General features: G+C 73.1%; 23 protein-coding genes. 3 read left to right on the top strand and 20 right to left on the bottom strand.

Annotated elements, in window-relative coordinates; all coding sequences use genetic code 11:
- Positions 1–8 precede the first annotated feature (8 nt).
- The 9 genes from trpC to ACVW07_RS00585 all read right to left on the bottom strand — a co-directional run bounded on the left by trpC (position 9) and on the right by ACVW07_RS00585 (position 9,006).
- The gene (gene trpC / locus ACVW07_RS00625) at positions 9–821 is read right to left on the bottom strand and encodes an indole-3-glycerol phosphate synthase TrpC (protein WP_456817361.1); all 813 of its coding nucleotides are present in this window, start codon (positions 819–821) and stop codon (positions 9–11) included.
- A gap of 175 nt (positions 822–996) precedes the next feature.
- Positions 997–1,530, bottom strand: a complete 534-nt coding sequence (locus ACVW07_RS00620; RefSeq protein WP_456817360.1) for a DUF2752 domain-containing protein — start codon at positions 1,528–1,530, stop codon at positions 997–999.
- A gap of 22 nt (positions 1,531–1,552) precedes the next feature.
- Complete coding sequence (locus tag ACVW07_RS00615) at positions 1,553–2,068, bottom strand: DUF4190 domain-containing protein (protein WP_456817359.1); 516 nt, start codon at positions 2,066–2,068, stop codon at positions 1,553–1,555.
- A gap of 110 nt (positions 2,069–2,178) precedes the next feature.
- Positions 2,179–2,484, bottom strand: coding sequence for an HGxxPAAW family protein (locus ACVW07_RS00610; protein WP_456817358.1), 306 nt, complete (start codon positions 2,482–2,484; stop codon positions 2,179–2,181).
- Positions 2,485–2,550: 66 nt separating this feature from the next.
- Positions 2,551–3,078, bottom strand: coding sequence for a Trp biosynthesis-associated membrane protein (locus ACVW07_RS00605; RefSeq protein WP_456817357.1), 528 nt, complete (start codon positions 3,076–3,078; stop codon positions 2,551–2,553).
- An 86-nt stretch (positions 3,079–3,164) separates the two neighbouring features.
- Positions 3,165–4,736: an anthranilate synthase component I gene (locus tag ACVW07_RS00600; RefSeq protein WP_456817356.1), complete on the bottom strand. Its 1,572-nt coding sequence runs from the start codon at positions 4,734–4,736 to the stop codon at positions 3,165–3,167.
- Positions 4,733–5,134 carry a phosphoribosyl-AMP cyclohydrolase gene (gene hisI / locus ACVW07_RS00595; protein ID WP_456821001.1) on the bottom strand — a complete coding sequence of 134 codons (402 nt, stop codon included), beginning with the start codon at positions 5,132–5,134 and terminating at the stop codon, positions 4,733–4,735. The genes ACVW07_RS00600 and hisI overlap by 4 nt, the downstream gene beginning before the upstream one ends.
- A 219-nt stretch (positions 5,135–5,353) precedes the next feature.
- Positions 5,354–7,165: an ABC transporter ATP-binding protein gene (locus ACVW07_RS00590; protein WP_456817355.1), complete on the bottom strand. Its 1,812-nt coding sequence runs from the start codon at positions 7,163–7,165 to the stop codon at positions 5,354–5,356.
- Entirely contained in the window at positions 7,162–9,006 is a 1,845-nt protein-coding gene (locus ACVW07_RS00585; protein ID WP_456821000.1) for an ABC transporter ATP-binding protein, read from the bottom strand. Before ACVW07_RS00585 ends, ACVW07_RS00590 begins: the two co-directional genes overlap by 4 nt.
- A 121-nt stretch (positions 9,007–9,127) precedes the next feature.
- Between ACVW07_RS00585 and ACVW07_RS00580 the strand changes: the two genes are divergently transcribed.
- A complete protein-coding gene (locus ACVW07_RS00580) occupies positions 9,128–9,772 on the top strand; it encodes a TIGR03085 family metal-binding protein (protein WP_456817354.1) in 645 nt (214 codons plus the stop codon).
- A gap of 24 nt (positions 9,773–9,796) precedes the next feature.
- Here the strand turns inward: ACVW07_RS00580 and hisF are convergent, their stop codons facing one another.
- The 10 genes from hisF to ACVW07_RS00530 all read right to left on the bottom strand — a co-directional run bounded on the left by hisF (position 9,797) and on the right by ACVW07_RS00530 (position 20,707).
- Positions 9,797–10,567, bottom strand: a complete 771-nt coding sequence (hisF, locus tag ACVW07_RS00575; protein ID WP_456817353.1) for an imidazole glycerol phosphate synthase subunit HisF — start codon at positions 10,565–10,567, stop codon at positions 9,797–9,799.
- Positions 10,564–11,514 (bottom strand): FKBP-type peptidyl-prolyl cis-trans isomerase, encoded by a 951-nt coding sequence (locus tag ACVW07_RS00570; RefSeq protein ID WP_456817352.1) that lies wholly within the window; start codon positions 11,512–11,514, stop codon positions 10,564–10,566. The genes hisF and ACVW07_RS00570 overlap by 4 nt, the downstream gene beginning before the upstream one ends.
- A 76-nt stretch (positions 11,515–11,590) precedes the next feature.
- Positions 11,591–12,952: a Pup--protein ligase gene (pafA, locus tag ACVW07_RS00565; protein WP_456817351.1), complete on the bottom strand. Its 1,362-nt coding sequence runs from the start codon at positions 12,950–12,952 to the stop codon at positions 11,591–11,593.
- A gap of 43 nt (positions 12,953–12,995) precedes the next feature.
- The gene (prcA, locus tag ACVW07_RS00560) at positions 12,996–13,727 is read right to left on the bottom strand and encodes a proteasome subunit alpha (RefSeq protein WP_456817350.1); all 732 of its coding nucleotides are present in this window, start codon (positions 13,725–13,727) and stop codon (positions 12,996–12,998) included.
- Positions 13,724–14,578: a proteasome subunit beta gene (gene prcB / locus ACVW07_RS00555; RefSeq protein ID WP_456817349.1), complete on the bottom strand. Its 855-nt coding sequence runs from the start codon at positions 14,576–14,578 to the stop codon at positions 13,724–13,726. Before prcB ends, prcA begins: the two co-directional genes overlap by 4 nt.
- A 6-nt stretch (positions 14,579–14,584) precedes the next feature.
- Positions 14,585–14,782 carry a ubiquitin-like protein Pup gene (locus tag ACVW07_RS00550; RefSeq protein WP_456817348.1) on the bottom strand — a complete coding sequence of 66 codons (198 nt, stop codon included), beginning with the start codon at positions 14,780–14,782 and terminating at the stop codon, positions 14,585–14,587.
- Between the two features lie 153 nt (positions 14,783–14,935).
- Entirely contained in the window at positions 14,936–16,558 is a 1,623-nt protein-coding gene (gene dop, locus ACVW07_RS00545; protein ID WP_456817347.1) for a depupylase/deamidase Dop, read from the bottom strand.
- 76 nt (positions 16,559–16,634) lie between these two features.
- Positions 16,635–18,269: a proteasome ATPase gene (gene arc, locus ACVW07_RS00540; protein ID WP_456817346.1), complete on the bottom strand. Its 1,635-nt coding sequence runs from the start codon at positions 18,267–18,269 to the stop codon at positions 16,635–16,637.
- Positions 18,270–18,490: 221 nt separating this feature from the next.
- Entirely contained in the window at positions 18,491–19,522 is a 1,032-nt protein-coding gene (locus tag ACVW07_RS00535) for a tRNA (adenine-N1)-methyltransferase (protein ID WP_456817345.1), read from the bottom strand.
- A gap of 39 nt (positions 19,523–19,561) precedes the next feature.
- Positions 19,562–20,707: a site-2 protease family protein gene (locus tag ACVW07_RS00530; RefSeq protein ID WP_456817344.1), complete on the bottom strand. Its 1,146-nt coding sequence runs from the start codon at positions 20,705–20,707 to the stop codon at positions 19,562–19,564.
- Between the two features lie 184 nt (positions 20,708–20,891).
- Between ACVW07_RS00530 and ACVW07_RS00525 the strand changes: the two genes are divergently transcribed.
- Positions 20,892–21,767, top strand: coding sequence for a RecB family exonuclease (locus tag ACVW07_RS00525; protein ID WP_456820999.1), 876 nt, complete (start codon positions 20,892–20,894; stop codon positions 21,765–21,767).
- A gap of 124 nt (positions 21,768–21,891) precedes the next feature.
- On the opposite strand, the gene ACVW07_RS00520 is transcribed toward ACVW07_RS00525, so the two are convergent.
- Complete coding sequence (locus ACVW07_RS00520) at positions 21,892–22,596, bottom strand: HAD family hydrolase (RefSeq protein WP_456817343.1); 705 nt, start codon at positions 22,594–22,596, stop codon at positions 21,892–21,894.
- A gap of 84 nt (positions 22,597–22,680) precedes the next feature.
- On the opposite strand from ACVW07_RS00520, the gene ACVW07_RS00515 reads away from it, so the two are divergent.
- Positions 22,681–23,538: a PAC2 family protein gene (locus ACVW07_RS00515; protein ID WP_456817342.1), complete on the top strand. Its 858-nt coding sequence runs from the start codon at positions 22,681–22,683 to the stop codon at positions 23,536–23,538.
- Positions 23,539–23,552 lie beyond the last annotated feature (14 nt).

Genomic DNA, 23,552 nt, shown 5'->3' with positions numbered 1-23,552 from the left:
CCGACCGCTCACCGGCGCACCGCCCGCAGCGAGGGGTGCGCTCCGGCCGCCACCAGGTCCGCGACCGAGTTGCGAGGCGCGTCGTCCGTGACGAGAGCCTCTCCGACGAGCACCGAGTCGGCGCCGGCGCGTGCGTAGTCGACGACGTCGTGCGGACCACGGACCCCGGACTCCGCGATCTTGACGATGTGGGACGGGATCGAGGGTGCGACCCGGGAGAAGGTGGTCCGGTCCACCTCGAGCGACTTGAGGTTCCGGGCGTTGACGCCGATCACCCGCGCGCCGGCGTCCACGGCGCGCGCCACCTCCTCGGTGTCGTGCACCTCCACGAGCGCCGTCATGCCGAGCGAGTGCACCCGCTCCACGAGCGACTCCAGCACGGTCTGCTCCAGCGCCGCGACGATGAGGAGCACCGCGTCGGCGCCGTGCGCCCGCGCCTCCCACACCTGGTACGGCGTGACGACGAAGTCCTTGCGCAGCACCGGGATGTCGACCTTCGCGCGCACCGCGTCGAGGTCCGCCAGGGAGCCCTTGAACCGGCGCTGCTCGGTGAGCACCGAGATGACGGCCGCACCGCCCTTCTCGTACTCGGCGGCCAGCGCGGCAGGATCCTTGATCGGCGCCAGCGAACCCTTGCTCGGGCTCGAGCGCTTGACCTCGGCGATCACCGTGACCGCGTCCTCGACCCGGAGCCGCGCCACGGCGTCGAGCGCCGACGGCCGCTTGGCCGCGAGCTCCTTCACGACGGCCAGCGAGGTCGCCGCCTCGCGGACGGCAAGGTCCTCCCTGACGCCTGCGACGATGTCGTCGAGCACGGTCATCGAAGCCTCACCCCTTCCCCGGTGCGGAGCCCTCCCGCTGCCCTCGGTGGCGACGGTGTCTCCGGTGGCCATCGTAGAGGCGTCCGGAGGTGACACGGACCACACGCCGGTCCGTGGACCGGCCGCCCCACAGCCACGACGCCGGCGTGCGGACCGGGACGAACCGGTCGTGCGGTCAGGGCGCCAGCCAGGGTGCGAGCGCGGGGACGTTGCGCAGCACCCCGAACACGAGCACGACCGCCAGCCCGACCCACCCTGCCGTCGGTGGGATGGTCCGCCACGGCCGCTTCCCTGCCGCGGAGGCCCACCACCGCAGCCAGAGTGCGGCGACGACCGGCACCGCGAGCACCCACAAGGGGTTCATGCCCCAGGCGCCGACCACGTCCCCGTGAGCCAGGTCGTGCGTCGCTCGCAGGCAGCCGCACGCCGGGCACCACAGCCCGGTCAGCGCGTGCAGCGGACAGAGCGCGTAGCTCCCCGCCACGTGAGGGTCCCGTACCGCGAGCAGCACCGTGCCCGCCGCGACGCCGGCGGCCACGGCGAGCGGACGTCGCGTGCTGCCCGTCAGCGCCCACACGCGCCACCGCCCGGCCGGTGGCGGGGCCGGCGTGGGACGAGCCCGCGCGACGGCACCTGCCACGAGCGGATCCGGCGTCAGGAGATCCTGCGGGACGGGGTCCTGCGGGAGGGCCGGCCGCTCGGACGACATGGGATCAGCAGCTCGGCACGGGTCAGTAGTTCGACGTGCCGGCGTTCAGGCCGGCGACACCGATCACGAACACCCACAGCACGATGCCCAGCACCGACAACCCGATGCCGATCCACCCGAGGATGACGCCCGCCGTGGCGAGACCGCCGTTGTTGGCCTCGCCCTCCGCGACGGCGCGCTTCGCGCTGCTGCCGACGATCACCGCGGGGATGCCCGTGAACAGGCCGCACAGGACCATGCCGAGGATGCCCAGGACCAGCGACCAGACGCCGAGCGAGTTCTTGGGATAGACGTACCCGTACTGACCGGCCCCGTAGGGCGTCGCGGCCGGGTACTGCCCCGCCTGCGGGTACTGGCCGGACGGGTACTGGGGCGGCGGGTACTGCGACGCCTCGGCGCCCTGCCCGTACGTCGGGTACTGCGGTGCCGGCGGATATCCCTGCGACGGGTCAGGCGGGGGCGTCGGTGCGCCGTAGGGGGACGTCGGCTCGGGTGGCGAGTCTCCGTAGGGGTTCTGCGGGTCCTGGGGGGTCGACATCGGTCCTCCTCGGTCACGTCCGGCGTGAGCCGGACGAACGTCCGTGCGGTCACTGCAGTGCGTGGTGCTACGGACGGGCGGGGCCGCCGGCGTCCTGTCGGTCGGACCGGTCAGTGACCGCCGGAGCGGGCCTCGCGTGCACGCGTCGCCGCTCCGCCCTGACCGTGGCCCAGCACCTGGAGGACCTTGCCGAGCACGAGCGACGCGACGATGACACCCAGACCGACCCAGACCAGCCAGACGATCGCGAACGTCATGGCGACACCCATGACGACGGCCCCGCCCACGACGCCGTACGTGGTGACCCACGCGGCGAGGGTCTTGCCGTGGTTGGTCGGCGGCGCGCTCGGGGGCAGGTGCACGGTCTCGGTGCGGGTGGCGTGCTGCGCGCGGTGCGCAAGGGACTGGTCGGCCATCAGATGGTGCCCTTCGTGCGAGGTTCGACCATCACCTTATCGGACCACGACCTGCAGACGTGGTCCTCACGACGGGTCGTCGCCGCGGCTCAGCGCGTCCCAGTCCGCACGCTCGTCGTCAGGCCCGACGCCCGGCTGCGTCCCCGCTGCCTCGTGCCGGGGGGACGTCCCGCCCCACCCCCGCGACGTGCGGAGGAACCAGACCGCGCTCAGCACGACGAGGACGCCGACGCCGACGGTGACCCACGGCCACACCGTCGTCTCGACCGGACCTGAGATGTGCCCCACACCAGTGACGTCCGCCACGACGGGTGTCGCCGCGGCCACCGGGTGCGCGACGACCGCGACCGCGCCGAGCACGACGAGCACGCCGCAACCGGCGACGACGACCGCCACCACCCAGCGTCCCGCGCGGCCGACCAGGGCCGCTGCGGCCGCCGCGGCGAGCAGGGCCACGCCGGCGGCGAAGATCCCCGGCGCGACCTGCGAGCCGGCGATGGTGACGGTGACGGAGTCACGGAGCGGCGTGGTCCCCGTCGTCGTCAACCACGTCGGGAGGGCCGGCGCGACCGTGACGCCCGCGAGCAGGACCATGAGGCCGGCGGTCCGCCCACGGGTGCCGCGCCGCGACGGGGTTGCCGATGCCGGAGCCGATGGCGGTACGCCCGGTGCGGCCTGCGTCATGCCTCCGCCCGGCGGAGCCGGGACGCCGTCTGGACGGCACGCACGGCGGCGGCTGCCTTGTTGCGGGACTCCTCGTACTCCAGGGCGGGGACCGAGTCCGCGACGATACCGCCGCCCGCCTGGACGCTCGCCCGACCGTCCCGGATGAGCGCCGTCCGGATCGCGATCGCCATGTCCATGTCCCCCGCGAAGTCGAAGTAGCCGACGGTGCCGCCGTAGATCCCGCGACGGGCGGGCTCGAGCTCGTCGATGAGCGCGATCGCCCGAGGCTTCGGGGCCCCGGACAGCGTGCCGGCCGGGAACGTGGCGACCAGCGCCTGCAGCGCGGTCGCCCCCTCACGGAGCCTGCCGACCACCGTCGAGCAGATGTGCATGATGTGGGAGTACCGCTTGACGGCCATGAACTCGACGACCTCGACGCTGGTCGGCTCGCACACCTTCACGAGGTCGTTGCGCGACAGGTCGACGAGCATGATGTGCTCGGCGCGCTCCTTGGGGTCCGCCAGCACCTCGTCCTGCAGCGCCCGGTCCTCTTCGGGCGTAGCCCCGCGCGGGCGGGAGCCGGCGATGGGGAACGTGACCACCCGTCCGTCGGTCACCTTGACGAGGGTCTCCGGGCTCGAGCCCACCACCGCGAAGCTCGCACCGTCGGCGTCCTGCAGCTGCAGGTAGTACATGTACGGGCTGGGGTTGATGGTGCGCAGGACGCGGTACACGTCCAGCGGCTCCGCGTCGCAGTCGAGGTCGAGCCGCTGCGAGACGACCACCTGGAACACCTCGCCGTCCCGGATCGCCTCCTGGCCGCTCCGGACCGCCTGCTCGAACTCGTCCCGGGTGGACCGGAACGAGAGCTCCGGCTCGTCGACGTCGACGAGGACGGAGACGCCCGGGTCGACCGGGTGCAGCAGCGCGGCCTGCATCGCGTCCAGCCGGGCCACCGCGTCCGCGTGCGCCTCGTCGACCCGGTCGTCGGTGTCGTCGAAGTTGATCGCGTTCGCCACGAGCCACACGGACCCGTCCTGGTGGTCCACGACCGCCAGGTCCGTGGCGAGGAGGAGCGTCAGCTCGGGCACGCCCAGCTCCTCGGGTGCCTTCGCGGGCAGCGTCGGCTCCCAGTGCCGGACGATGTCCCAGCCGAGCGCCCCGACGAGCCCGCTGGTCAGCGGCGGGAGGCCGGGGACCGCGGGCGTCCGCAGGACGTCGAGCGTGCGGGCCAGGACGTCGAGCGTGTCCCCCTCCGTCGGCACCCCGACGGGCACGTCCCCCACCCAGACGGGCGCACCGTCACGGACCGTCAGGGTGGCGCGCGACCGCACGCCCACGAACGACCAGCGCGACCACGTCCCGTCCGACTCGGCCGACTCCAGGACGAACGTGCCCGGGCGTCCGGCGGCGAGGGTGCGGTACAGGCCGACCGGGGTGACGTCGTCGGCCAGGAGGCGGCGCACCACCGGGATCACCCGTCGCTCACGTGCCAGCCCGCGGAACGTCTCGAGGGCGGGCCAGGTCGCACCCCACGGGACGTCGGCGATGACGGTGTCAGGGCTGTCGACGCTGGGCGCGCTCATCGGTCTCCTCCGGTGGAAGCCTCGGCACGGGAGGGCTCCGGCCGCCGGCCGACGACCGCCGACAGGAGTCCGCCCGCCTCGAAGCAGGTGTGGGTGCCGGTGTGGCAGGCCGCGCCGATCTGGTCGACCTGCACGAGCAGTGCGTCGCCGTCGCAGTCCAGGCTCACCGCCTTGACGTACTGCGCGTGGCCGGAGGTGTCGCCCTTGCGCCAGTACTCCTGGCGGGACCGGCTCCAGAAGGTGACGCGGCCGGTGCTGAGCGTGCGGCGCAGCGCCTCGTCGTCCATCCAGCCGACCATCAGGACCTCGCGCGAGTCGTGCTGCTGCACGACGGCAGCCACGAGGCCGTGCTCGTCCCGGCGCAGGCGAGCAGCGACCTCGGGATCGAGGACCGGCACCGGGCCGACGGCACGGTCGTCGGCGGGGTCGGAGGGGCGGGGGCCAGGACCGTTCTCAGGCACGGACCGATCCTGCCACGGCCCGCTCACCAGGGAGGTCGGCGTCCAGCCCGCGTCCGGGTCAGCTTCGGGTCCGCGTCGTGACCGGCGTCCTGGCGCGGTCGGCGTCCGGGCGACGTCGGGTCCGGGCGCGGCCGACGGCGAGGGCGACGGCGGCGCTCAGCGGGTCTGGGACACCCACGCGCCGTGCATCGCCGCGTAGGTGCCGCCCTGCGCGACGAGCTCGGCGTGCGGCCCGACCTCGACGACACGGCCGGCCTCGACCACGACCACGACGTCGGCCGCCTCCGCCGTCGAGAGCCGGTGCGCGATGGTCAGCGTGCTGCGCCCTCGGGCGAGCGACTCGAGGGCGCGGGCGATCCGGACCTCGGTAGCCGGGTCGACCGCCGACGTCGCCTCGTCGAGCAGGAGGAGGTCCGGCCCGGCGAGGTAGGCGCGGGCGAGCGCGACCAGCTGTCGCTCCCCTGCCGACAGCGACTCGCCGCGCTGGCCGACGGGTGCCGACAGCCCGCCCGCGAGCTCGTCCACCCACGGTCGCAGTCCGAGCGCGTCGACCGCCTCGCCCACCCGGGCGTCGTCGGCGGCCGGCATCCTCCCGTCGAGGTCCCGCAGCCCGTAGGCGACGTTCTCGGCGAGCGTGCCGTCGAACAGGAATCCCTCCTGGGGCACGAGCACGACACGTCGTCGGAGGTCCTGCACCGGGATGTCCCGCAGGTCGACACCGTCGAGCAGCACCGCCCCGCTGGTCGGGTCCATGAGCCTCGACACGAGGCGGGCGATCGTCGTCTTGCCCGACCCGGTCGCGCCCACGACCGCCACGGAGGACCCGGCGGGGATCGTGATGTCGACGTCACGCAGCACCGGCGGGCCGTCCGGGTAGGCGAAGCCGACGCCTCGGAGCTGGACGGTCGCCGCGCCGCGAGGGCTCGGCACGCCGGTCGCTCCGGCGTCGACGACGGAGACCGGCGTCTCCAGGACACCGAGGACCCGGCGCCATCCCGCGGTGGCGTTCTGGAGCTCGTTGAGGATCTCGGTCGCCTGCTGCACGGGCCCGGTGAACATCTGCACGAGGAACAGGAACGCCAGCAGGCGGCCCGCGGAGAGCTCCCCGGCGATCCCGAGGTACGTCCCCGCGACGACGACCACCGCGAGCACGAGGTTGGCGACGAGCACGCCGGTGGAGAAGACGACCGCCACCAGGTTCTGCGCCCGCACCATCGCCCGCCGCGTCGCGGCGACCGCCGCGTCGACCCGGCGCTGGGTGCGGTCCGCCGCACCGTAGGCGCGGATGGTCTGGGCTCCGACCACGGCCTCCGAGATGGCGCCGAGCATCGCGCCGTACTGCTCGCGGACGGCGGTGTACCGGGCGTTGACCCGCTTCTGGAGGGGCCGCAGCGCCACCACGAGCGGCACGAACCCGAGCCAGACGAGCACGGTGAGCTGCCACGAGTACACGGCCATCAGCACGGTGGCCACGCCGATCTGCAGCACGGAGACGAGCAGCATGACGCCGCCCCACTGGACGAACAACGAGATCGTGTCGACGTCCGAGGTGACGCGCGACACGAGCGAGCCGCGACGCTCGGTGTTCTGCGTGAGCACCGAGAGGTCGTGCACGTGCCGGAACGCGCGCGTGCGCAGGGTCCACAGACCCGCCTCGCTCGACCGGAACAGCCGGACGTTCACCACCGCGGAGCACGCCGCACCGACGAGGAGCCCGACGGCGGCGACACCGGCGAGCGCGGCGACCCGCGACACGTCGGGCCCTCCCACGGCGAGGATCCCCGTGTCGACGGTCTGCTGGACGGCGACGGGCACGAGGATCTTGCCCAGCGACGCGACGACGGCGAGCAGCAGCGTCACCCGGAGCCCGCGGACAAGCTGCGGCGAGACCTCGACGCCCCGGCGGAGCGTCGCGAGCACGCCGAGTCCGCTCGCGGGCGCGAACCGGTGGTCCGGCGAGGGCGTCATGCGCGCTCCTCGACGGCCTCGGTCGCCGCCTCGTCGACCAGGTGGGACGCCCGCCGGGCCGACTCCTGCTCGTATGCCGTGGCCAGCTCCCGGTATCCGGGGTCACGGGTCAGGAGCTCGTCGTGCGTGCCGCGGTCGACGACCCTGCCTGCCTCGACGTGCAGCACCTCGTCGGCCAGCAGCACCGACGACATCCGGTAGGCCACGAGGAGCACCGTGGGCGACCCCTGCGCGCCGCGCAGGCCGGCGAGGATCGCCTGCTCGATGCGCGGGTCGACGGCGGACGTGGCGTCGTCGAGGACCAGCACCCGCGGCCGCCGGACGAGCGCTCGCGCCAGGGCGAGGCGTTGGCGCTGGCCGCCCGACAGGTTCGCGCCCCGTTCGCCGAGCGGCGCGTCGAGCCCGCCCGGCAGCGCAGGGACCACGTCGTCGACGTGGGCGAGCCGCAACGCGTCCCACACCTGCTCGTCGGTCGGCGCGTCCGGGTCGTCGGTGTCGGCCAAGGTGACGTTGCCACGGACCGTGTCCTCGAACACGAACGTGCTCTGCGCGACGAACGCGACGTGCCTGGTCAGGTCGTGCGAGGCCATGTCCCGCAGGTCGATGTCGTCGACGAGCACCGCACCGCTCGTCGGATCCGCCAACCGGCTGACGAGCGACACGAACGTGGTCTTGCCTGCGCCCGTCGACCCGACGACGGCCACGGTCCGCCCCGGCTCGACGACGACGTCGACGCCGCGCAGGAGCTCGACCGGGCCGGCTCGCCCGGGAACCTCGAGGTGGACGGCGCGCAGCTCGACCCGGGCCCCGGCCCCTCGCGGTTCCCACCGGACGCTGCCCGCCGGCCGCTCACCACGGGCGTCCAGGACCCGGGAGATCCGGTCGTAGCCGACGAGCGCACGAGGCGCCTCACCGAGGACCCAGCCGAACGCCCGGACCGGCACGGCGAGCAGCGTGAGCAGGTATGCCGCGGCGACCACGTCCCCGGTCTGGATGCGACCCTCCGTGACCTGGACCGTGCCGACCACCAGGACCAGCAGCGTGCCGAGGCTCGGCAGCAGGTCGATCACCGGGTCGAACAGCGCCCGCACCGTACCGACCCGGACGTTCGCGTCCCTCAGCCGCGCGGCGCGCTCGGCGAAACGGACCTCCTCGCGGTGCTCGGTGCCGAGCGCCTTCACCAGCAGCGCCGCCTCGAAGCTCTCGTGCGCGACGTCGGCCACCTCGGCGCGCAGCTGCTGCGCACGGCCGACCGCGGGCGACATCCGCCGCTGGAACACGACGTTCGCGACGGTGGCGAGCGGGAGCACCACGAGCGCGGCCAGCGCGAGCCACACGTCGGTGCGGAACAGCGCCACCGCCGCCACCGCGATCATGACGACGACGCCGAGCGCGAACGGCAACGGGTTGAAGATCGACGTCGCGGCCTCCACGTCGGCGCTCGCGTTCGAGAGCAGCTGACCCGTCGGGTGCTGTCGGTGCCAGGACATCGGCAGGTGCAGGTACTGGCGGGTGACGGCCTCGCGGTGGTCGGCCTGGATGGACGCGAACCCCTTGCCCGCGAACGCCCGCCGACCCGCGACGGACGCGCTCAACGTGACGGCCACCAGCACCAGCGCCAGGCCCGCCAGCCAGATGTCTCCCCTGGCCTGCTCGTCGCCCGCCAGTGCAGGGACCACGACCCGGTCGGTCACCGCGCCCAGCACACGGCTGACGCCCACCGTCGCGGCACCGAAGACTGCCGAGGTCGCGACCGCCAGGGCATACGTCCCGGGATGCGCACGCATGCCCCGAGCGACGAGGGTGACCGCACGACGTGCCGCGGATCCGGTGAGGGCCATCGACCGTGGTGGCTCGACTCGCGTGCGCACGCCAGACCTTCCGAGCGGGGCGGGGAACCGGTCGATCGTCTCACGGAACGTTCGACCGCCCCGGCCCGCCGGGCGCGTGCGAGCATGCGGCATGACCTGGCACCAGCACGAGCGCGCCCAGCTGGCGCAGGCCCTGTCCGCCGTCCCGCCCGAGGCGCCCACGCTGTGCGAGGGATGGCAGGCACGTCACCTCGCCGCGCACGTCGTCCTGCGGGAGAGCTCCCCCCTGGTCGGCGCGGGGATCGTCGTGCCGGCGCTGGCCGGCCGGGCCGAACGTGCCATCCAGGAGCTCGCGGACCAGGTCACCGGTGAGGGCGCGTACCGCGACCTGGTCGCGCGTGTCGCCGCGCCGCCCGCTGCGTGGCACCCGATGTCGTGGGCGGGCGAGCCCGTCAACCTCGTGGAGCTCTTCGTGCACACCGAGGACGTCCGTCGAGGCGGTGGGCAGGTGCCGCCCCGCCCGCTCGAGCCCGCGCTCGCCGACGCGCTGTGGCGCCAGCTCCTGCGGACCGCGCCCCTGCGGTTGCGCCGTGCGGGCGTCGGCGTCGTCCTCGTGCGGCCGGACGGTGTCCGGCGCCGCGTCACCAGGACGCGGGGCGACCGCGGCACCGTCATCGTCCGAGGCGACGTCGGCGAGCTCCTGCTGCACGCGTTCGGCCGCGGGCGAGCAGCCGACGTGACCACCGAGGGCGCACCGCACGACGTCGAGGCGCTCCGACAGGTAGTGCCCGTGTGACCGCCCAGGGCCCGGCGCCGCCGGTCAGCGCACGGTGACGCCCGCGGCGGCCAGTCCGTCCTTGACGTCGCGAACCGTCAGCTGGCCGAAGTGGAACACGCTGGCCGCGAGCACCGCGTCCGCGCCCGCGCGCGCCGCCTCGACGAAGTGCTCGACGGTCCCCGCCCCCCCGCTCGCGATCAGCGGGACGTGCACGACGCCGCGGACGTCCCCGATCATCTCCAGGTCGAACCCGTCCTCGGTGCCGTCCGCGTCCATCGAGTTCAGCAGGACCTCACCCGCCCCGAGCTCCGCCGCCTGCACCGCCCACGCCACCGCGTCGATCCCGGTGCCGCGCTTCCCGCCGTGGGTCGTCACCTCGTAGCCCGACTCCGTCCGCACGTCACCCGTGACCCGTCGCGCATCGATCGAGATCACGAGCACCTGGCTGCCGAACCGCCGGGCGATCTCGGAGATCAGCTCGGGCCGGGCGATGGCCGCCGTGTTGACGCCCACCTTGTCGGCGCCCGCCCGCAGCAGCCGGTCCACGTCGTCCGTCGAGCGGACACCGCCGCCGACCGTGAGCGGGACGAACACCTCCTCCGCCGTGCGGCGGACCACGTCGAACGTGGTGTCCCGGCCCGCGAGCGACGCCGACACGTCGAGGAACGTCACCTCGTCCGCCCCTTCGGCGTCGTACCGCCGAGCGAGCTCCACCGGGTCGCCGGCATCCCGCAGGTTCTCGAAGTTGACGCCCTTGACGACGCGTCCGGCGTCGACGTCGAGACAGGGGATCACACGTAGGGCCAGCGTCACTTGGTGCCTCCGTCCGGGCTGCCCGTGGCAAGGATGTCGATCACGAACACGACGGTCTGCCCCGCGAGCTCGGGACTGTCCGTCACGCCCAGCGCGTAGGTGGGCGGCACCACCAGCATCACCTGGCTGCCGACAGGCTGGTCCACCAGGCCCTCCTGCCACGCCTCCACGTCCTGCAGCGAGAACGAGACCGGCAGACCGCTGTGCCAGGTCGAGTCGAACGACTCGCCCGTGGTCCAGGCGAAGCCCGTGTACTGGACCGTGATGACGTCGCCCTCGGCGACCTGGTCGCCGGTGCCACGGATGAGCGCCTGCACGTCCAGCCCGGCCGGGGGGTCGGTCCCGGTCGGGGTGATCGAGGGAGCGCCGTCGTCTCCGAGCGTGACCGCCGGGAGGTCCTGACGTGGCGGCACGGCCTCGCCGTCCGCCCGCGTCGGCAGGACGTCCAGCACCGTGACGGTCGGGTAGTCGAGCGCACCCGATCCCGAGCCGGGGCTGACCTGGAGCAGGCGGGCGCCGACGTGCTGACCCTTGAGCGTCCGGTACAGGTCGGTGCCCAGGTCCTCCTCGGTGAGGAGCCGCGGCGTCGGGTTGGTGGAGTAGCTCTCCTTGACGAGCGAGGCGTCGGTCGCGTTCTCGAGCCAGAAGTCGATCAGCACGGGGCCACCCTCCACGAGTTCCGGACCGGGACCGGGCCACACGGTGGAGCGATGGGTCTTCGACACCGCGAGCGGTGTGACGTAGGTGACGGTGGGAGCCTCGCCGGGCTCGCCTGTGACCGTCACCTCGGGGCTCGTCGAGTCGTCGGTGGAGCACCCCGCGAGGGCGACGAGCGCCAGGACCGCAGCGGCAGCCGTGGCACGAAGTCGTCGCACGGTGTTCCTTCCTGGTGGAGCGCGCGTCGGGTACCGGCGCGACGGTGTCCCGGCCGCGAGCGGCCGGGGCACCGCCACACTGTACGGCCCGGGGACGGGAGACAGCGGTCGCGCCTGGATCGACTCCAGGGAGGCGCAGAGGCCGTGCCTACATCGACTCGATGAGCCGGTCGACGCGCTCGTCCACGCTCCGGAACGGGTCCTTGCAGAGGACCGTCCGCTGGGCCTGGTCGTTCAGCTTGAGGTGCACCCAGTCGACCGTGTAGTCCCGGCGGGCCTCCTGGGCCGCACGCACGAAGTCGCCGCGCAGCTTGGCGCGGGTGGTCTGCGGCGGGACGGCCGTCGCCTCGAAGATCTCGAGGTCGGTGCTCACGCGTTCCACGAGACCCTTGGCGGCGAGCAGGTTGTACAACCCCTCGGTGCGCGAGATGTCGTGGTAGGCGAGGTCGAGCCGCTGCACCCGCACGTCGGACAGCTCGAGGCCGTGCTTGGCCCGGTAGCGCTCGATGAGGTTGTACTTGATGACCCAGTCGAGCTCCCGCTCGACGAGCGACAGGTCTCCGGTGCGCAGCGCCCGCAGGCCTCGCTCCCACAGGTCCAGGACCATCTTCGTCTCGGGCGTCGGTCCGCCGTCCGACGACACGAAGTCGGTCACCCGGGCCAGGTACTCCTCCTGCAGGTCGACCGCCGTCACCGTCTTCCCGTTGGCCAGGACCACCGGGTGCATGCCCGTCATGTCGTGGCTGATCTCGCGGATGGCGCGGATGGGGTTCTCCAGCGACATCTCCCGGATCGGGATGCCGGCCTCGATCATGCGCAGCAGCAGGTCGGTGGTGCCGACCTTGAGCATCGTGGTGGACTCCGACATCGACGAGTCGCCGACGATGACGTGCAGCCGCCGGTAGTGCTCCGCGTCCGCGTGCGGCTCGTCGCGCGTGTTGATGATCGGCCGGGACCGGGTCGTCGCGCTGGAGACCGCCTCCCAGATGTGGTCCGCCCGCTGGGACAGGCAGTAGACGGCGCCGCGAGGAGTGCTGAGCACCTTGCCGGCGCCGGTGAGGATCTGGCGCGTGATGAGGAACGGCACCAGGACGTCCGAGAGCCGCGAGAAGTCGCCCTGCCGCCGCACGAGGTAGTTCTCGTGGCAGCCGTAGGAGTTCCCGGCGGAGTCGGTGTTGTTCTTGAACAGGTGGATCCGGCCGGGCAGGCCCTCGTGCTCGAGGCGCTGCTGCGCGTCGGCGACCAGACCCTCGAGGATGCGCTCGCCGGCACGGTCGTGTGCGACGAGCTGCCGCACGTCGTCGCACTCCGCCGTCGCGTACTCGGGGTGGGACCCGACGTCGAGGTAGAGCCGCGAGCCGTTGCGCAGGAACACGTTCGACGAGCGACCCCACGCGACGACCTTGCGGAACAGGTAGCGCGCGACCTCGTCCGCCGACAGCCCGCGCCCGTCCTGGGCCGCACACGTGACGCCGTACTCGGTCTCGAGGCCGAAGATCCGTCGGTCCATGCCCTGCTCCCCTCGTCGGTTCCCTGCTCACCGGACCGACCTGTCAGTCCGTGGTGCCCTCGCCGCCCGACGCCACCGGCGCCGCCAGCAGGTCGTCGAGGAGAGCACCGGTCAGCCGCCGGAACGTGCGCCGGGGCCTCGTCCTGTCCAGCACGGCGACCTCGAGCTGCTGGGCGGGGATGACCCGCACGTCGCCGCCGTCGTCCCCCGCCGATCCGAGCACCCGGACGCCCAGCGCCAGCACCTCAGGGAGCGTCATGCCCGGCGACCAGCCGGCCTCGAGCAGCCCTCCGAGCCGGTCCGCCTGGCCGCCCATCACGACGAACCCGTGCTCGTCCGCCACCGAGCCGTCGTACGACAGCCGGTAGATCTGGTCGCCGGCCGGCTGGCGGGCGACCTCCGCGACCACGATCTCGACCTCGAGCGGCTTCGACTCCGTGGTGAACACGGTGCCGAGCGTCTGCGCGTACGCGTTCGCCAGCCCGCGGGCGGTGACGTCCTCCCGGTCGTAGGAGTATCCGCGGAGGTCCGCGTACCTGACCCCGGCGACCCGCAGGTTCTCGAACTCGTTGTACTTGCCGACCGCGGCGAAGGCGATCCGGTCGTAGATCTCCGAGACCTTGTGGAGCGCACGGGAGGCGTTCTCGGTCGCGAACGCGATGCCGTCGTCGTACTGCAGGACCACGACGGACCTGCCGCGGGCGATGCCCTTGCGGGCGTAGTCCGCGCGGTCCTTCATGAGCTGCTCGGGAGCGACGTAGAACGGCATGCTCATCGGAGGGCACCTCCCCGTCCGAGGTGGGCCTGGCGGCGTTCCTGCTCGACGACCTCGACGACCGCGCCGAGCTCCTCGTCGCCGGACCGCAGGTATCCCGCGGCGGTGACGGTGGCGACGACCGGCCAGATGCGCCGGACGGTGTCCGGGCCACCCGTCGCCGAGTCGTCGTCGGCCGCGTCCACGAGCGCCTCGACCGCCACCCGGACCGCCCCGGCCGCATCGAGACCCGGCCGCCACAGCTTCTTCAGCGAGCCGCGCGCGAACACCGAGCCGGATCCGACCGCGTGGTGCTCGTGCTCCTCGTACCGGCCGCCCGTGACGTCGTACGAGAAGATCCGGCCCGCGCCCCGGTCCAGGTCGAAGCCGCCGAACAGCGGCACGACCGCCAGGCCCTGCATGGCGAGCCCCAGGTTGCCCCGGATCATCGTGGCGAGCCGGTTGGCCTTGCCGTCGAGCGAGAGCAGGCTGCCCTCGATCTTCTCGTAGTGCTCCAGCTCGAGCTGGAACAGCCGGACGAGCTCGACGGCCAGCCCGGCCGCTCCCGCGATGCCCACGGCCGAGTACTCGTCCGCCGGGAACACCTTCTCGATCTCCCGGCTCGCGATCATCGAGCCCATCGTGGCCCGGCGGTCGCCCGCCATGACGATCCCGCCGTCGAACTGCAGCGCGACGATCGTGGTCCCGTGCGGGGCCGCCACCTCAGAGGCCGGCACCGAGCGGTTGCCTGGCAGCAGCTGCGGGGCGTAGCCCGCGAGAAAGTCCACGAACGAGGACGAACCCGGCGTGGTGAACGCGTGAGGCAACCGCCCCGACGTCGAACGGTCGGGCCCTGAAGTCAGTGCGGTCATCGGCGCTCACTGACCGCCCTTCTGGACGAAGCCCCGCACGAACTGCTCGGCGTTCGACTCCAGCACGTCGTCGATCTCGTCGAGCAGCGCGTCGACCTCGGCGTCGCGCGCCTGCGCCGAGGGCGCCGCGGGCGTCGGGGTGTCCGGGCCGTCGACCGGCTCCTCGTCGTCGCGGCGGGGCCGCACCTGTTCCTGACCAGCCATGAAGACCTCCCCGAGCACCGACGATCCTTCTCACCCCCACCCTAGGCCCAACCTCCGACGCATCCGAGGTCCGGCCCGCGTCCCGGACGTCCTGGAGCCGTCGACGCGGTCCGTCAGCGGGGGGGCGGGCGCCGCCGCGGGCGCCCCCGGACGTCAGGAGCCGAGCGCCACGAGGAGCGACGCCGCGTCCGGGCACCGGTCCAGCAGGTCACCGACGTGCGCGCGCGTGCCGCGCAGCGGGTCACGCATCGGGACGCGCTGCAACGTCGCCGCTCCGGGCACGTCGAAGACGACCGAGTCCCAGCTCGCCGCAGAGATCTCACCGCCGTACCGGGCCACGACCTCTCCGCGGAAGAACGCCCGCGTGTCGGCCGGCGGGTGCGCGACGGCGTCGTCGACCTGCTCGGGCGTGACCAGCAGCTCGACCGCCCCTGCCGCCACGAGGCGGTGGTACAGGCCGCGCTCCGGCCGCACGTCCGACCACTGCAGGTCAACGGCCGCGAGGCGCGGGTGGTCCCACGCCAGCCGGTCGCGACGGCGCATCCCGTCGAGGAGGCGCAGCTTGGCGAGCCACTCGACCTGGCGCGCGCACGACGCCGGGTCCGTGCCCAGCGCCGTCAGCAGGGCCTCCCAGCGATCCAGGACGTCGACGGTCTGCGCGTCCAGCTCTCCCCCGGCGTGGGCGAGCGCGGTGCGCACCGCGACGAGGTACTCCTGCTGGACCTCGAGGGCCGTCAGCCGTCGACCGTCGGCGAGCTCCAGCCGGGCCGACAACGTCAGGTCGTGGCTCACGGCGTGCACGGCCGTCACGGGGTCGCGCAGCGCGAGGCGGTCGATCTGCGCGAGCGCACCGCCGGCACCGCCCTCGGCGACCGCCCGCTCGATCAGCCACAGGACGAGCGACGCCGTGCCGAGCCGCAGGTACGTCGCCACCTCGAGCATCGTCGCGTCACCGATGATCACGTGCAGCCGGCGCCACCGGTCGGGGTCCGCGTGCGGCTCGTCGCGGGTGTTGACGATGGGCCGCCGGAGCGTCGTCTCGAGCCCGACCTCGGCCTCGATGTAGTCGGCGCGCTGCGACAGCTGGAACCCCGCCTGCTCGCCGCGCTGACCGATCCCGACCCTGCCGGCGCCGGTGAACACCTGCCGCGTCACGAGGAACGGGATCAGGCGCGCCGCCAGGTCACCGAAGGGCACCGCGCGCTCGACCAGGTAGTTCTCGTGCGTACCGTACGTCGCGCCCTTGCCGTCCACGTTGTTCTTGTAGAGGGCGACGTCGGGCAGCGCCGCCGTCGAGGCGAGCGCACGCACCGAGCCGAGCATCACCAGCTCGCCGGCTCGGTCCCACCGCACCGCGTCGAGCGGGTTCGTCACCTCCGGCGACGAGTACTCGGGGTGGGCGTGGTCCACGTACAGCCGTGCGCCGTTGGTGAGGATGACGTTCGCGGCGCCCGGATCCTCGTACTCCTCGGCGCTCGCCCGGGGCAACGACTGCGGGCCGTCGGACGCCCGCTCGTCCGCTGAGGGCGCCGCGGCCGTCGGGTCGTCCGTCAGCAGCGACGGGTGCGCGGAGGCCCGCTGCAGGTGGAACCCTCGCGCGTCGTGCAGGGGGTCCTCGTCGTCGTAGTCCCAGCGGGCCTTGGCCCGGGCGCCCTCCCGCGCAGCCGCGTGCACGGCCACCACGTGGCTGGACAGGAGCATCGGGTTGGCGAGCGGCCGTCCGGGCTGGAGGATCCCGTACTCGGTCTCGATGCCCATCACGCGGCGCACGGTCACGGACCCACCCTAGGGGTGGCGTGACCGTGCACCTGAACGTGCGCCTGCTCGTGGACCGGCCGTGCGCCCCGGTCGGTCAGAGGTACTGGCCCGTGCTCGTGACCGTCTCGATCGTCCGCGAGCCGTCCGTGCCCTTCTTGCCCTGGACGATCGTGCGGATGAACACGATCCGCTCGCCCTTCTTCCCGGAGATCCGGGCCCAGTCGTCGGGGTTCGTCGTGTTCGGCAGGTCCTCGTTCTCGCGGAACTCGTCGACGCACGCGTTGAGGAGGTGGTCCACCCGGATGCCGCGCTGACCCGTCGAGAGCAGGTCCTTGATCGCGGACTTCTTGGCCCGGTCGACGACGTTCTGGATCATGGCCCCGGAGTTGAAGTCCTTGAAGTACAGGACCTCCTTGTCGCCGCTCGCGTACGTCACCTCGAGGAAGCGGTTCTCCTCGCTCTCGGTGTACATGCGCTCCACGACCCGGGTGATCATCGCCTCGACGGCGTCGACGGGCGAGTCGCCGTGCTCGTGGATGTCGTCGGGGTGGATCGGCAGGTCCGGCGTGAGGTACTTCCCGAAGATCTCGCGGGCGCCTTCCGCGTCCGGCCGCTCGATCTTGATCTTCACGTCGAGCCGGCCGGGACGCAGGATCGCGGGGTCGATCATGTCCTCGCGGTTGGAGGCGCCGATGACGATCACGTTCTCGAGCCGCTCGACGCCGTCGATCTCGCTGAGGAGCTGCGGCACGATGGTCGTCTCGACGTCGCTCGAGACGCCGGTGCCACGGGTGCGGAACAGCGACTCCATCTCGTCGAAGAACACGACGACCGGGTGCCCCTGCGACGCCTTCTCCCGGGCCCGGGCGAAGATGAGCCGGATGTGCCGCTCCGTCTCGCCGACGTACTTGTTGAGGAGCTCGGGCCCCTTGACGTTGAGGAAGTAGCTGCGCGCCTCCGTGAGGTCGTCACCGCGCGCCTCGGCCGCCGTAGCGGCGAGCGAGTGGGCGACGGCCTTCGCGATGAGCGTCTTGCCGCACCCCGGCGGGCCGTACAGCAGCACGCCCTTCGGTGGCTTGAGCCCGTGCTCCCGGAAGAGCTCCGGGTGCAGGAAGGGCAGCTCCACGGCGTCGCGGATCGCCTCGATCTGCGGACCGAGACCGCCGATGTCCGTGTAGTCGATGTCCGGCACCTCTTCGAGGACGAGCTCCTCGACCTCGGCGCGCGGGATGACCTCGAAGACGAACCCGCTGCGGGAGTCGATCGTCAGGGCGTCGCCGATCCGGACAGGCGAGTCGAGCAGCTGGCCGGCGAACCGGACGACCCGCTCCTCGTCCCCACGGCCCACGACGAGGGCTCGCCCCTCACCCAGCATCTCCTTGACGGTGACGATCTCGCCGACCTTCTCGTACCCGCCGGCCTCGACCACCGTGAGGGCCTCGTTGAGCATGACCTCCTGGCCGGGGCGGAGCCGGTGGACGTCGATCGCGGGGCTCGCGCCCACGTGCATCTTGCGGCCGGAGGAGACCACGTCGACGCTGCCGTCGGCCCGGGAACCGAGGAACGTGGCATAGGTGCCCGGCGGCTTGGCGAGGTCGTCCACCTGCCGCTTGAGGTCGAGGATCTGTTCACGTGCGGCCACCAGCGCCTCGCTGAGGCGCTCGTTCTTCGCGGCGAGCACCGCGAGCTCGCGCTGCACGTCACGTCCAGGGGCGTTCGGGTCGGTCATCGTCTCGGCCTCCGTTCCGCGTCGTGCCCGGTGGGTGTCGGACCACTGCTGAACCACCGTCCACGGCGCTCCGCCTGCTGGGTGCCTGCTGGTTCGACGACCCTAACCACCAGTGTCAACCGGTCTGTACCAACGGGTGCGGTGTGTCCGGAACGTCTCGCGTGGCGGACGCCGGTCCATGACGCGAGACCGCTGCGCCTGCCGGACGTCCCGGGTACGCCTCAGTCGGTCGGCGCCTGCCCCACGTCGCGACGCGCGCGGCGCAGCTTCTTGTCCGAGACGGCGCGCTCACCCATCGCCTCGGACGACCAGAGCTCCGGGTCTGCGGCGGGTGCCCCGTCCTCGCCGACCGGGTAGGCGCCCTTCGCGGGACGGCGGCGGCGCAGCGGCGCCTCGACGCCGTCGGCGAGCCGCCTGGTCGTCAGCAGGAATCCGGTGTGGCCGATCATCCGGTGCTGCGGGCGGACGGCGAGGCCCTCGAGGTGCCAGCCGCGGACCATCGACTCCCAGGCTTCGGGCTCGGTGTACCGGCCGTCGGAGCGCACGTCCTCCGCGAGCCGCGACAGCTGGGTCGTCGTCGCGACGTACGCGATGAGCACGCCGCCGGGCGTGAGCGCCTGCGCGGCCACCTCCAGGTTCTCCCAGGGCGCGAGCATGTCGAGCACCACCCGGTCGACGGTGGCGGGCCCCGCCACCTCGGGCAGGACGTCCGCGAGGTCGCCCACCGACAGCTGCCATGCCGGGTGCGGACCGCCGAAGAACCCCTCGACGTTCCCGCGCGCGATCGCGGCGAAGTCCTCGCGACGCTCGATCGAGTGCAGCGACCCGCTGTCGCCGACGGCCCGCAGCAAGGACATCGTCAGCGCGCCGGAGCCCACCCCGGCCTCGATGACCCGTGCGCCCGGGTAGATGTCCGCCATCGCGACGATCTGGCCTGCGTCCTTGGGGTACACGACGGCGGCGCCGCGCGGCATGGACAGCACGTAGTCCGCGAGCAGCGGGCGCACCGCGAGGTACTCGATGCCGGCCGTGTTGCGGACCACCGATCCCTCGGGGGCGCCGATGAGGTCGTCGTGCGTGAAGTAGCCGCGGTGGGTGTGGAAGGTGCCGCCCGGGGCGAGGGTGATCGTGTGCAGCCTGCCGCGCGGGTCGGTCAGCTGCACGCGGTCGCCGGTGCGGAAGGGACCGCGCCGCTGTGCGGCGCCGGCGGGGAGGGAGTCGGTGGTCACGGGGCCCGAGTCTAGGAGGCGCATCGAGACGTTCCTCCTCGCCCCGATCGGTGCGGCGGCCCCTCAGGTGCGGATCGCCGCGATCACGTCCGTCGCGCGGATCAGTCCCACCACCCGTCCGTCGCTCGTCGCGGCGACCACCGGGGAGATCCGGGTCGCCTGCCCGACGGCGGCGACCAGCGCGGAGCCTGTGAGCGAGGCGTCGACGACGGCCCCGACCGGGAGCGGCACGGCGACCGCCGTCACGAGGGTGGTCCCGGCCGACCCCGCCGGGACGGACGCGGCGGCCGCCGGGTCCACGTAGGCCGCGGGGCGGCCGTCCGGCGACAGGACGACGACCTCGTCGGCTCCTGCTGCGGCGGCGACCGCGAGCGCCTGCGCCACCGAGTCGCCGTGCCCCACGGTCGCGGCGCGACGGCCCACCGTGGCGAACGTGACCTGGGCGACGGCCTTCTGCGTCTTGCCGCCCCGGACCGCGCCCGACGCACCGGACCAGAGGAACGCGCCGATGAGCGCCGCCCAGAGCACCTGGCCCAGGTCGGGCTGGTAGCCCTGCAGGACCGGCACGACGAGCGCCCACGCGAACACGGACACCGCGACGACCCGGCCGCACCAGCCTGCGACGACGGTGCCCGTGTGGCGGTTCCCGGTGACGGCCCACACGAGCGCCTCGAGCACGCGGCCACCGTCGAGCGGCAGGCCGGGCACGAGGTTGAACAGGCCGACGAAGCCGTTCGCGACCGCACCGGAGTACAGCAGCAGGCTCGTGATCCCGGGCTCCCCGAACGCCGGCGGGTCCACCCACCGGGCTGCTGCGAGGAACAGGGCGGCGAGCAGGAGGTTGGCGAGCGGCCCCACGACCGCGATCAGTGCGCTCGTGGCGGGCGTCGGCGCGGCCCCGCCGAACGACGTGTGACCGCCCCACAGTGTGAGCACGAACTCCTGGGGCTGCTGGCCCCGCGCCTTCGCGACCAACCCGTGCGCCAGCTCGTGCACCAGCACGGACCCGAAGAGCAGGACCACGAACACCAGCGCGACGACGTAGACGCCGGCCCCGACGTCACCGATGCGGTTCCGCACGGTGGGCGCGAAGAGCAGGGTGAGGACGACCGCCGCGAGCAGCCAGCTGGGCGCGAGGATGATCGGCGCACCGGCCGCGCGCCCGATGACCCAGCCGGACGTGCGTCGGGCGGGAGGCGGTGTGCTCACGGCGCCAGCCTAGGTGCCGCGACGCGGGGGCCCTGGCGCACCGGCTCGTCGGGCGGGGCTTGTCAGTGCTGGCGCCTAGGCTCGTGGGGTGAGCTCTCAGGACGTGGACGAGTCTGTGGCCGGCGAGCTGCCGGACCTGGTGCCGGACGTGGCGACAGCGCGGGACGACTCCGTCGAGGAGCTCGTGGAGCAGCAGGTCGAGGCCGCGTCGTCCAGGCCCCCGTCGACGCCCGGGCTGTCGCCCTCGCGCGCCAACGACTTCCTGCAGTGCCCGCTCATGTTCCGCCTCCGGGTCGTCGACCGGCTGCCCGAGCCTCCGAGCAGCGCGGCGGCGCGTGGCACGCTCGTGCACGCGGTGCTCGAGCACCTCTTCGACCTGCCCTCGGTCGACCGCACGCTGGAGGCGGCAGGGGCCCTGCTGCCGGCCCGGTGGGACGCGCTCCGCGAGCGGTCGCCGCAGGTCGCCGACCTCTTCGCCACGCCCGACGAGCTCGCCGAGTGGCTCGACAGCGCCGAACGTCTTCTCGCGACCTACTTCACGCTGGAGGACCCGACCCGGCTGGAGCCCCGCGAGAGGGAGCTGGCGGTGTCGATGGAGCTGGAGGACGGTCCGCAGCTGCGCGGCATCGTGGACCGGGTCGACGTCGCACCGAACGGGTGGGTGCGTGTCGTCGACTACAAGACCGGGCGGTCGCCGCGCGCGGGGTTCGAGAGCTCGGCACTCTTCCAGATGCGCTTCTACGCGTACGTGATCTGGCGTACCCGCGGCGTCCTCCCGAAGCTGCTCCAGCTCGAGTACCTCGGTGACGGCGTGGTGCTCAGGCACGAGCCGACAGAGCCGGAGATGCACACGTTCGAGGCGCGCGTGCGGTCCATCTGGGCGGGGATCCAGGAGACGGCGCGCGCCGGGGACTGGCGACCCAGGCCGTCGAAGCTGTGCGACTGGTGCTCGTTCCGCGACGTATGCCCCGCGTTCGGCGGCACGCCGCCGGACATCCCCGAGGGCGCCGTCGAGCGGGCGATCGGCGTGGTACCGAAGGAGGTCGTGCCGGACGCCTGACGGCAGCGCGGACGCCGGGCTCGTCGGGCCGGGCCCGCGCGTCAGGCCGGACCGCGGCCGTCGTGTTCGTGCTCGCCCGGACTGATCAGCCGGTGGGCCGCGTACTCCTGCTCGCCCGGACTGCTCAGCCGGTGGGCCGCAGGTCCAGCCGTTCGCCGGCGGCGATCCGCGCGAGGTCGTCGAGCGTCAGGTCCTCGAGCGACGCCACCCGGCTCAGGCCCGGACGTGGCGCGACGGGCTGCATGACCTCGACGGCCACCACGTGCGCGCCCGACGCGACGGCCGACGCGATCCCGGACCTCGAGTCCTCGACGGCGACGCACACCGTCACGTCGACACCGAGCGCCTCGGCGGCGCGCAGGTACGGCTCAGGGTCGGGCTTGGGCCGGACCACGTCGTCACCGGCGACGACGACGTCGAAGAAGCGAGCGGCCCGTGCGAAGGGCTCCGCCAGGACGCGGAACGACGACGTCACGAGGGCCATCGGCACCCCGGCCGCCTGGAGGTCCAGCAGGAGCCGTTCCGCGCCCGGCTGCCACGGGACGCCCGCAGCCACACCGGCGCCGACACGCGAGTTGAGGAACGCGGCGATCGCCTCGTCCGGGAGGTCCACACCGCGCGAGCGCAGGACGCCGGCCGAGACGTCCATCGAGCTGCCCACCATGGCGAGCCCGTCCTCGTGCGTCCACACCCCGCCGTGGGCCTCGACCAGCTCGACCTCCGCCGCGATCCAGAACGGCTCGGTGTCGATCAGGGTGCCGTCCATGTCCCAGAGCACGGCCGCGGGCGGCGCGGGAGCGGCGAAGGGGTCGTCGGCAGGGGCAGGCATGGGCTCCATGCTAAGCACGGCCCGGCCGCGCCCTCCGACCACCCCTTGCGTGGGTGCGCGAGGCGGGCGTCCTACGCTGGGTGGATGACCGAGCACGGACCCGCAGAGCTCCCGGACGACGAGCCGGTGATGCTCGCCGCCTTCGAGGGATGGAACGACGCGGGATCAGCCGCGACGCAGGCTCTCGAGCACCTGCACGAGGTGTGGGACGCCGAGCAGGTCGACGAGCTCGACCCGGAGGAGTACCACGACTTCCAGGTGAACCGGCCGATCATCGGACCCGGCCCGGACGGGACGCGTGAGATCACGTGGCCGACCACGGCGGTCGCGCTGGCGGACGCGAACCGCACCGGACGTCGGGTGGTCCTGGTGCACGGCATCGAGCCGTCGATGCGGTGGCGACGCTACTGCGCCGAGCTCCTCGACATCGCGGCCGGCATGGGCGTACGGACGGTGGTCACGGTCGGGGCCCTGCTCGCCGACGTGCCGCACACGCGGCCGATCCCGGTGAACTCCACGAGCGAGGACGCCGGGCTGCGTGAGCTCATCGGACTCGACCCCAACACGTACGAGGGCCCCACCGGCATCGTCGGCGTGCTCCAGCACGAGGCGGCGGTCCGCGGCATGCGTGCGATGTCCCTGTGGGCGGCGGTCCCGCACTACGTGGCCCATCCACCGTCGCCGAAGGCGACGCTGGCGATCCTGCACCGCATCGAGCAGCTCCTGGGCGAGCCGGTCCCGCTGGGCGAGCTGCCCGACGACGCGATCGCCTGGCAGCACGGGGTCGACGAGCTCGCCGGCGAGGACAACGAGATCGGCGAGTACGTGCGTCAGCTCGAGGAGGCCAAGGACACGGCGGACCTGCCGGAGGCGAGCGGAGAGGCGATCGCCCAGGAGTTCGAGCGCTACCTGCGACGGCGGGACAAGGGCACCGGCGGCTGACGTCAGGGCCGGCT

This window comes from Cellulomonas sp. URHB0016 (assembly GCF_054057935.1).
This window is presented reverse-complemented; position numbering and strand designations above follow the sequence as displayed.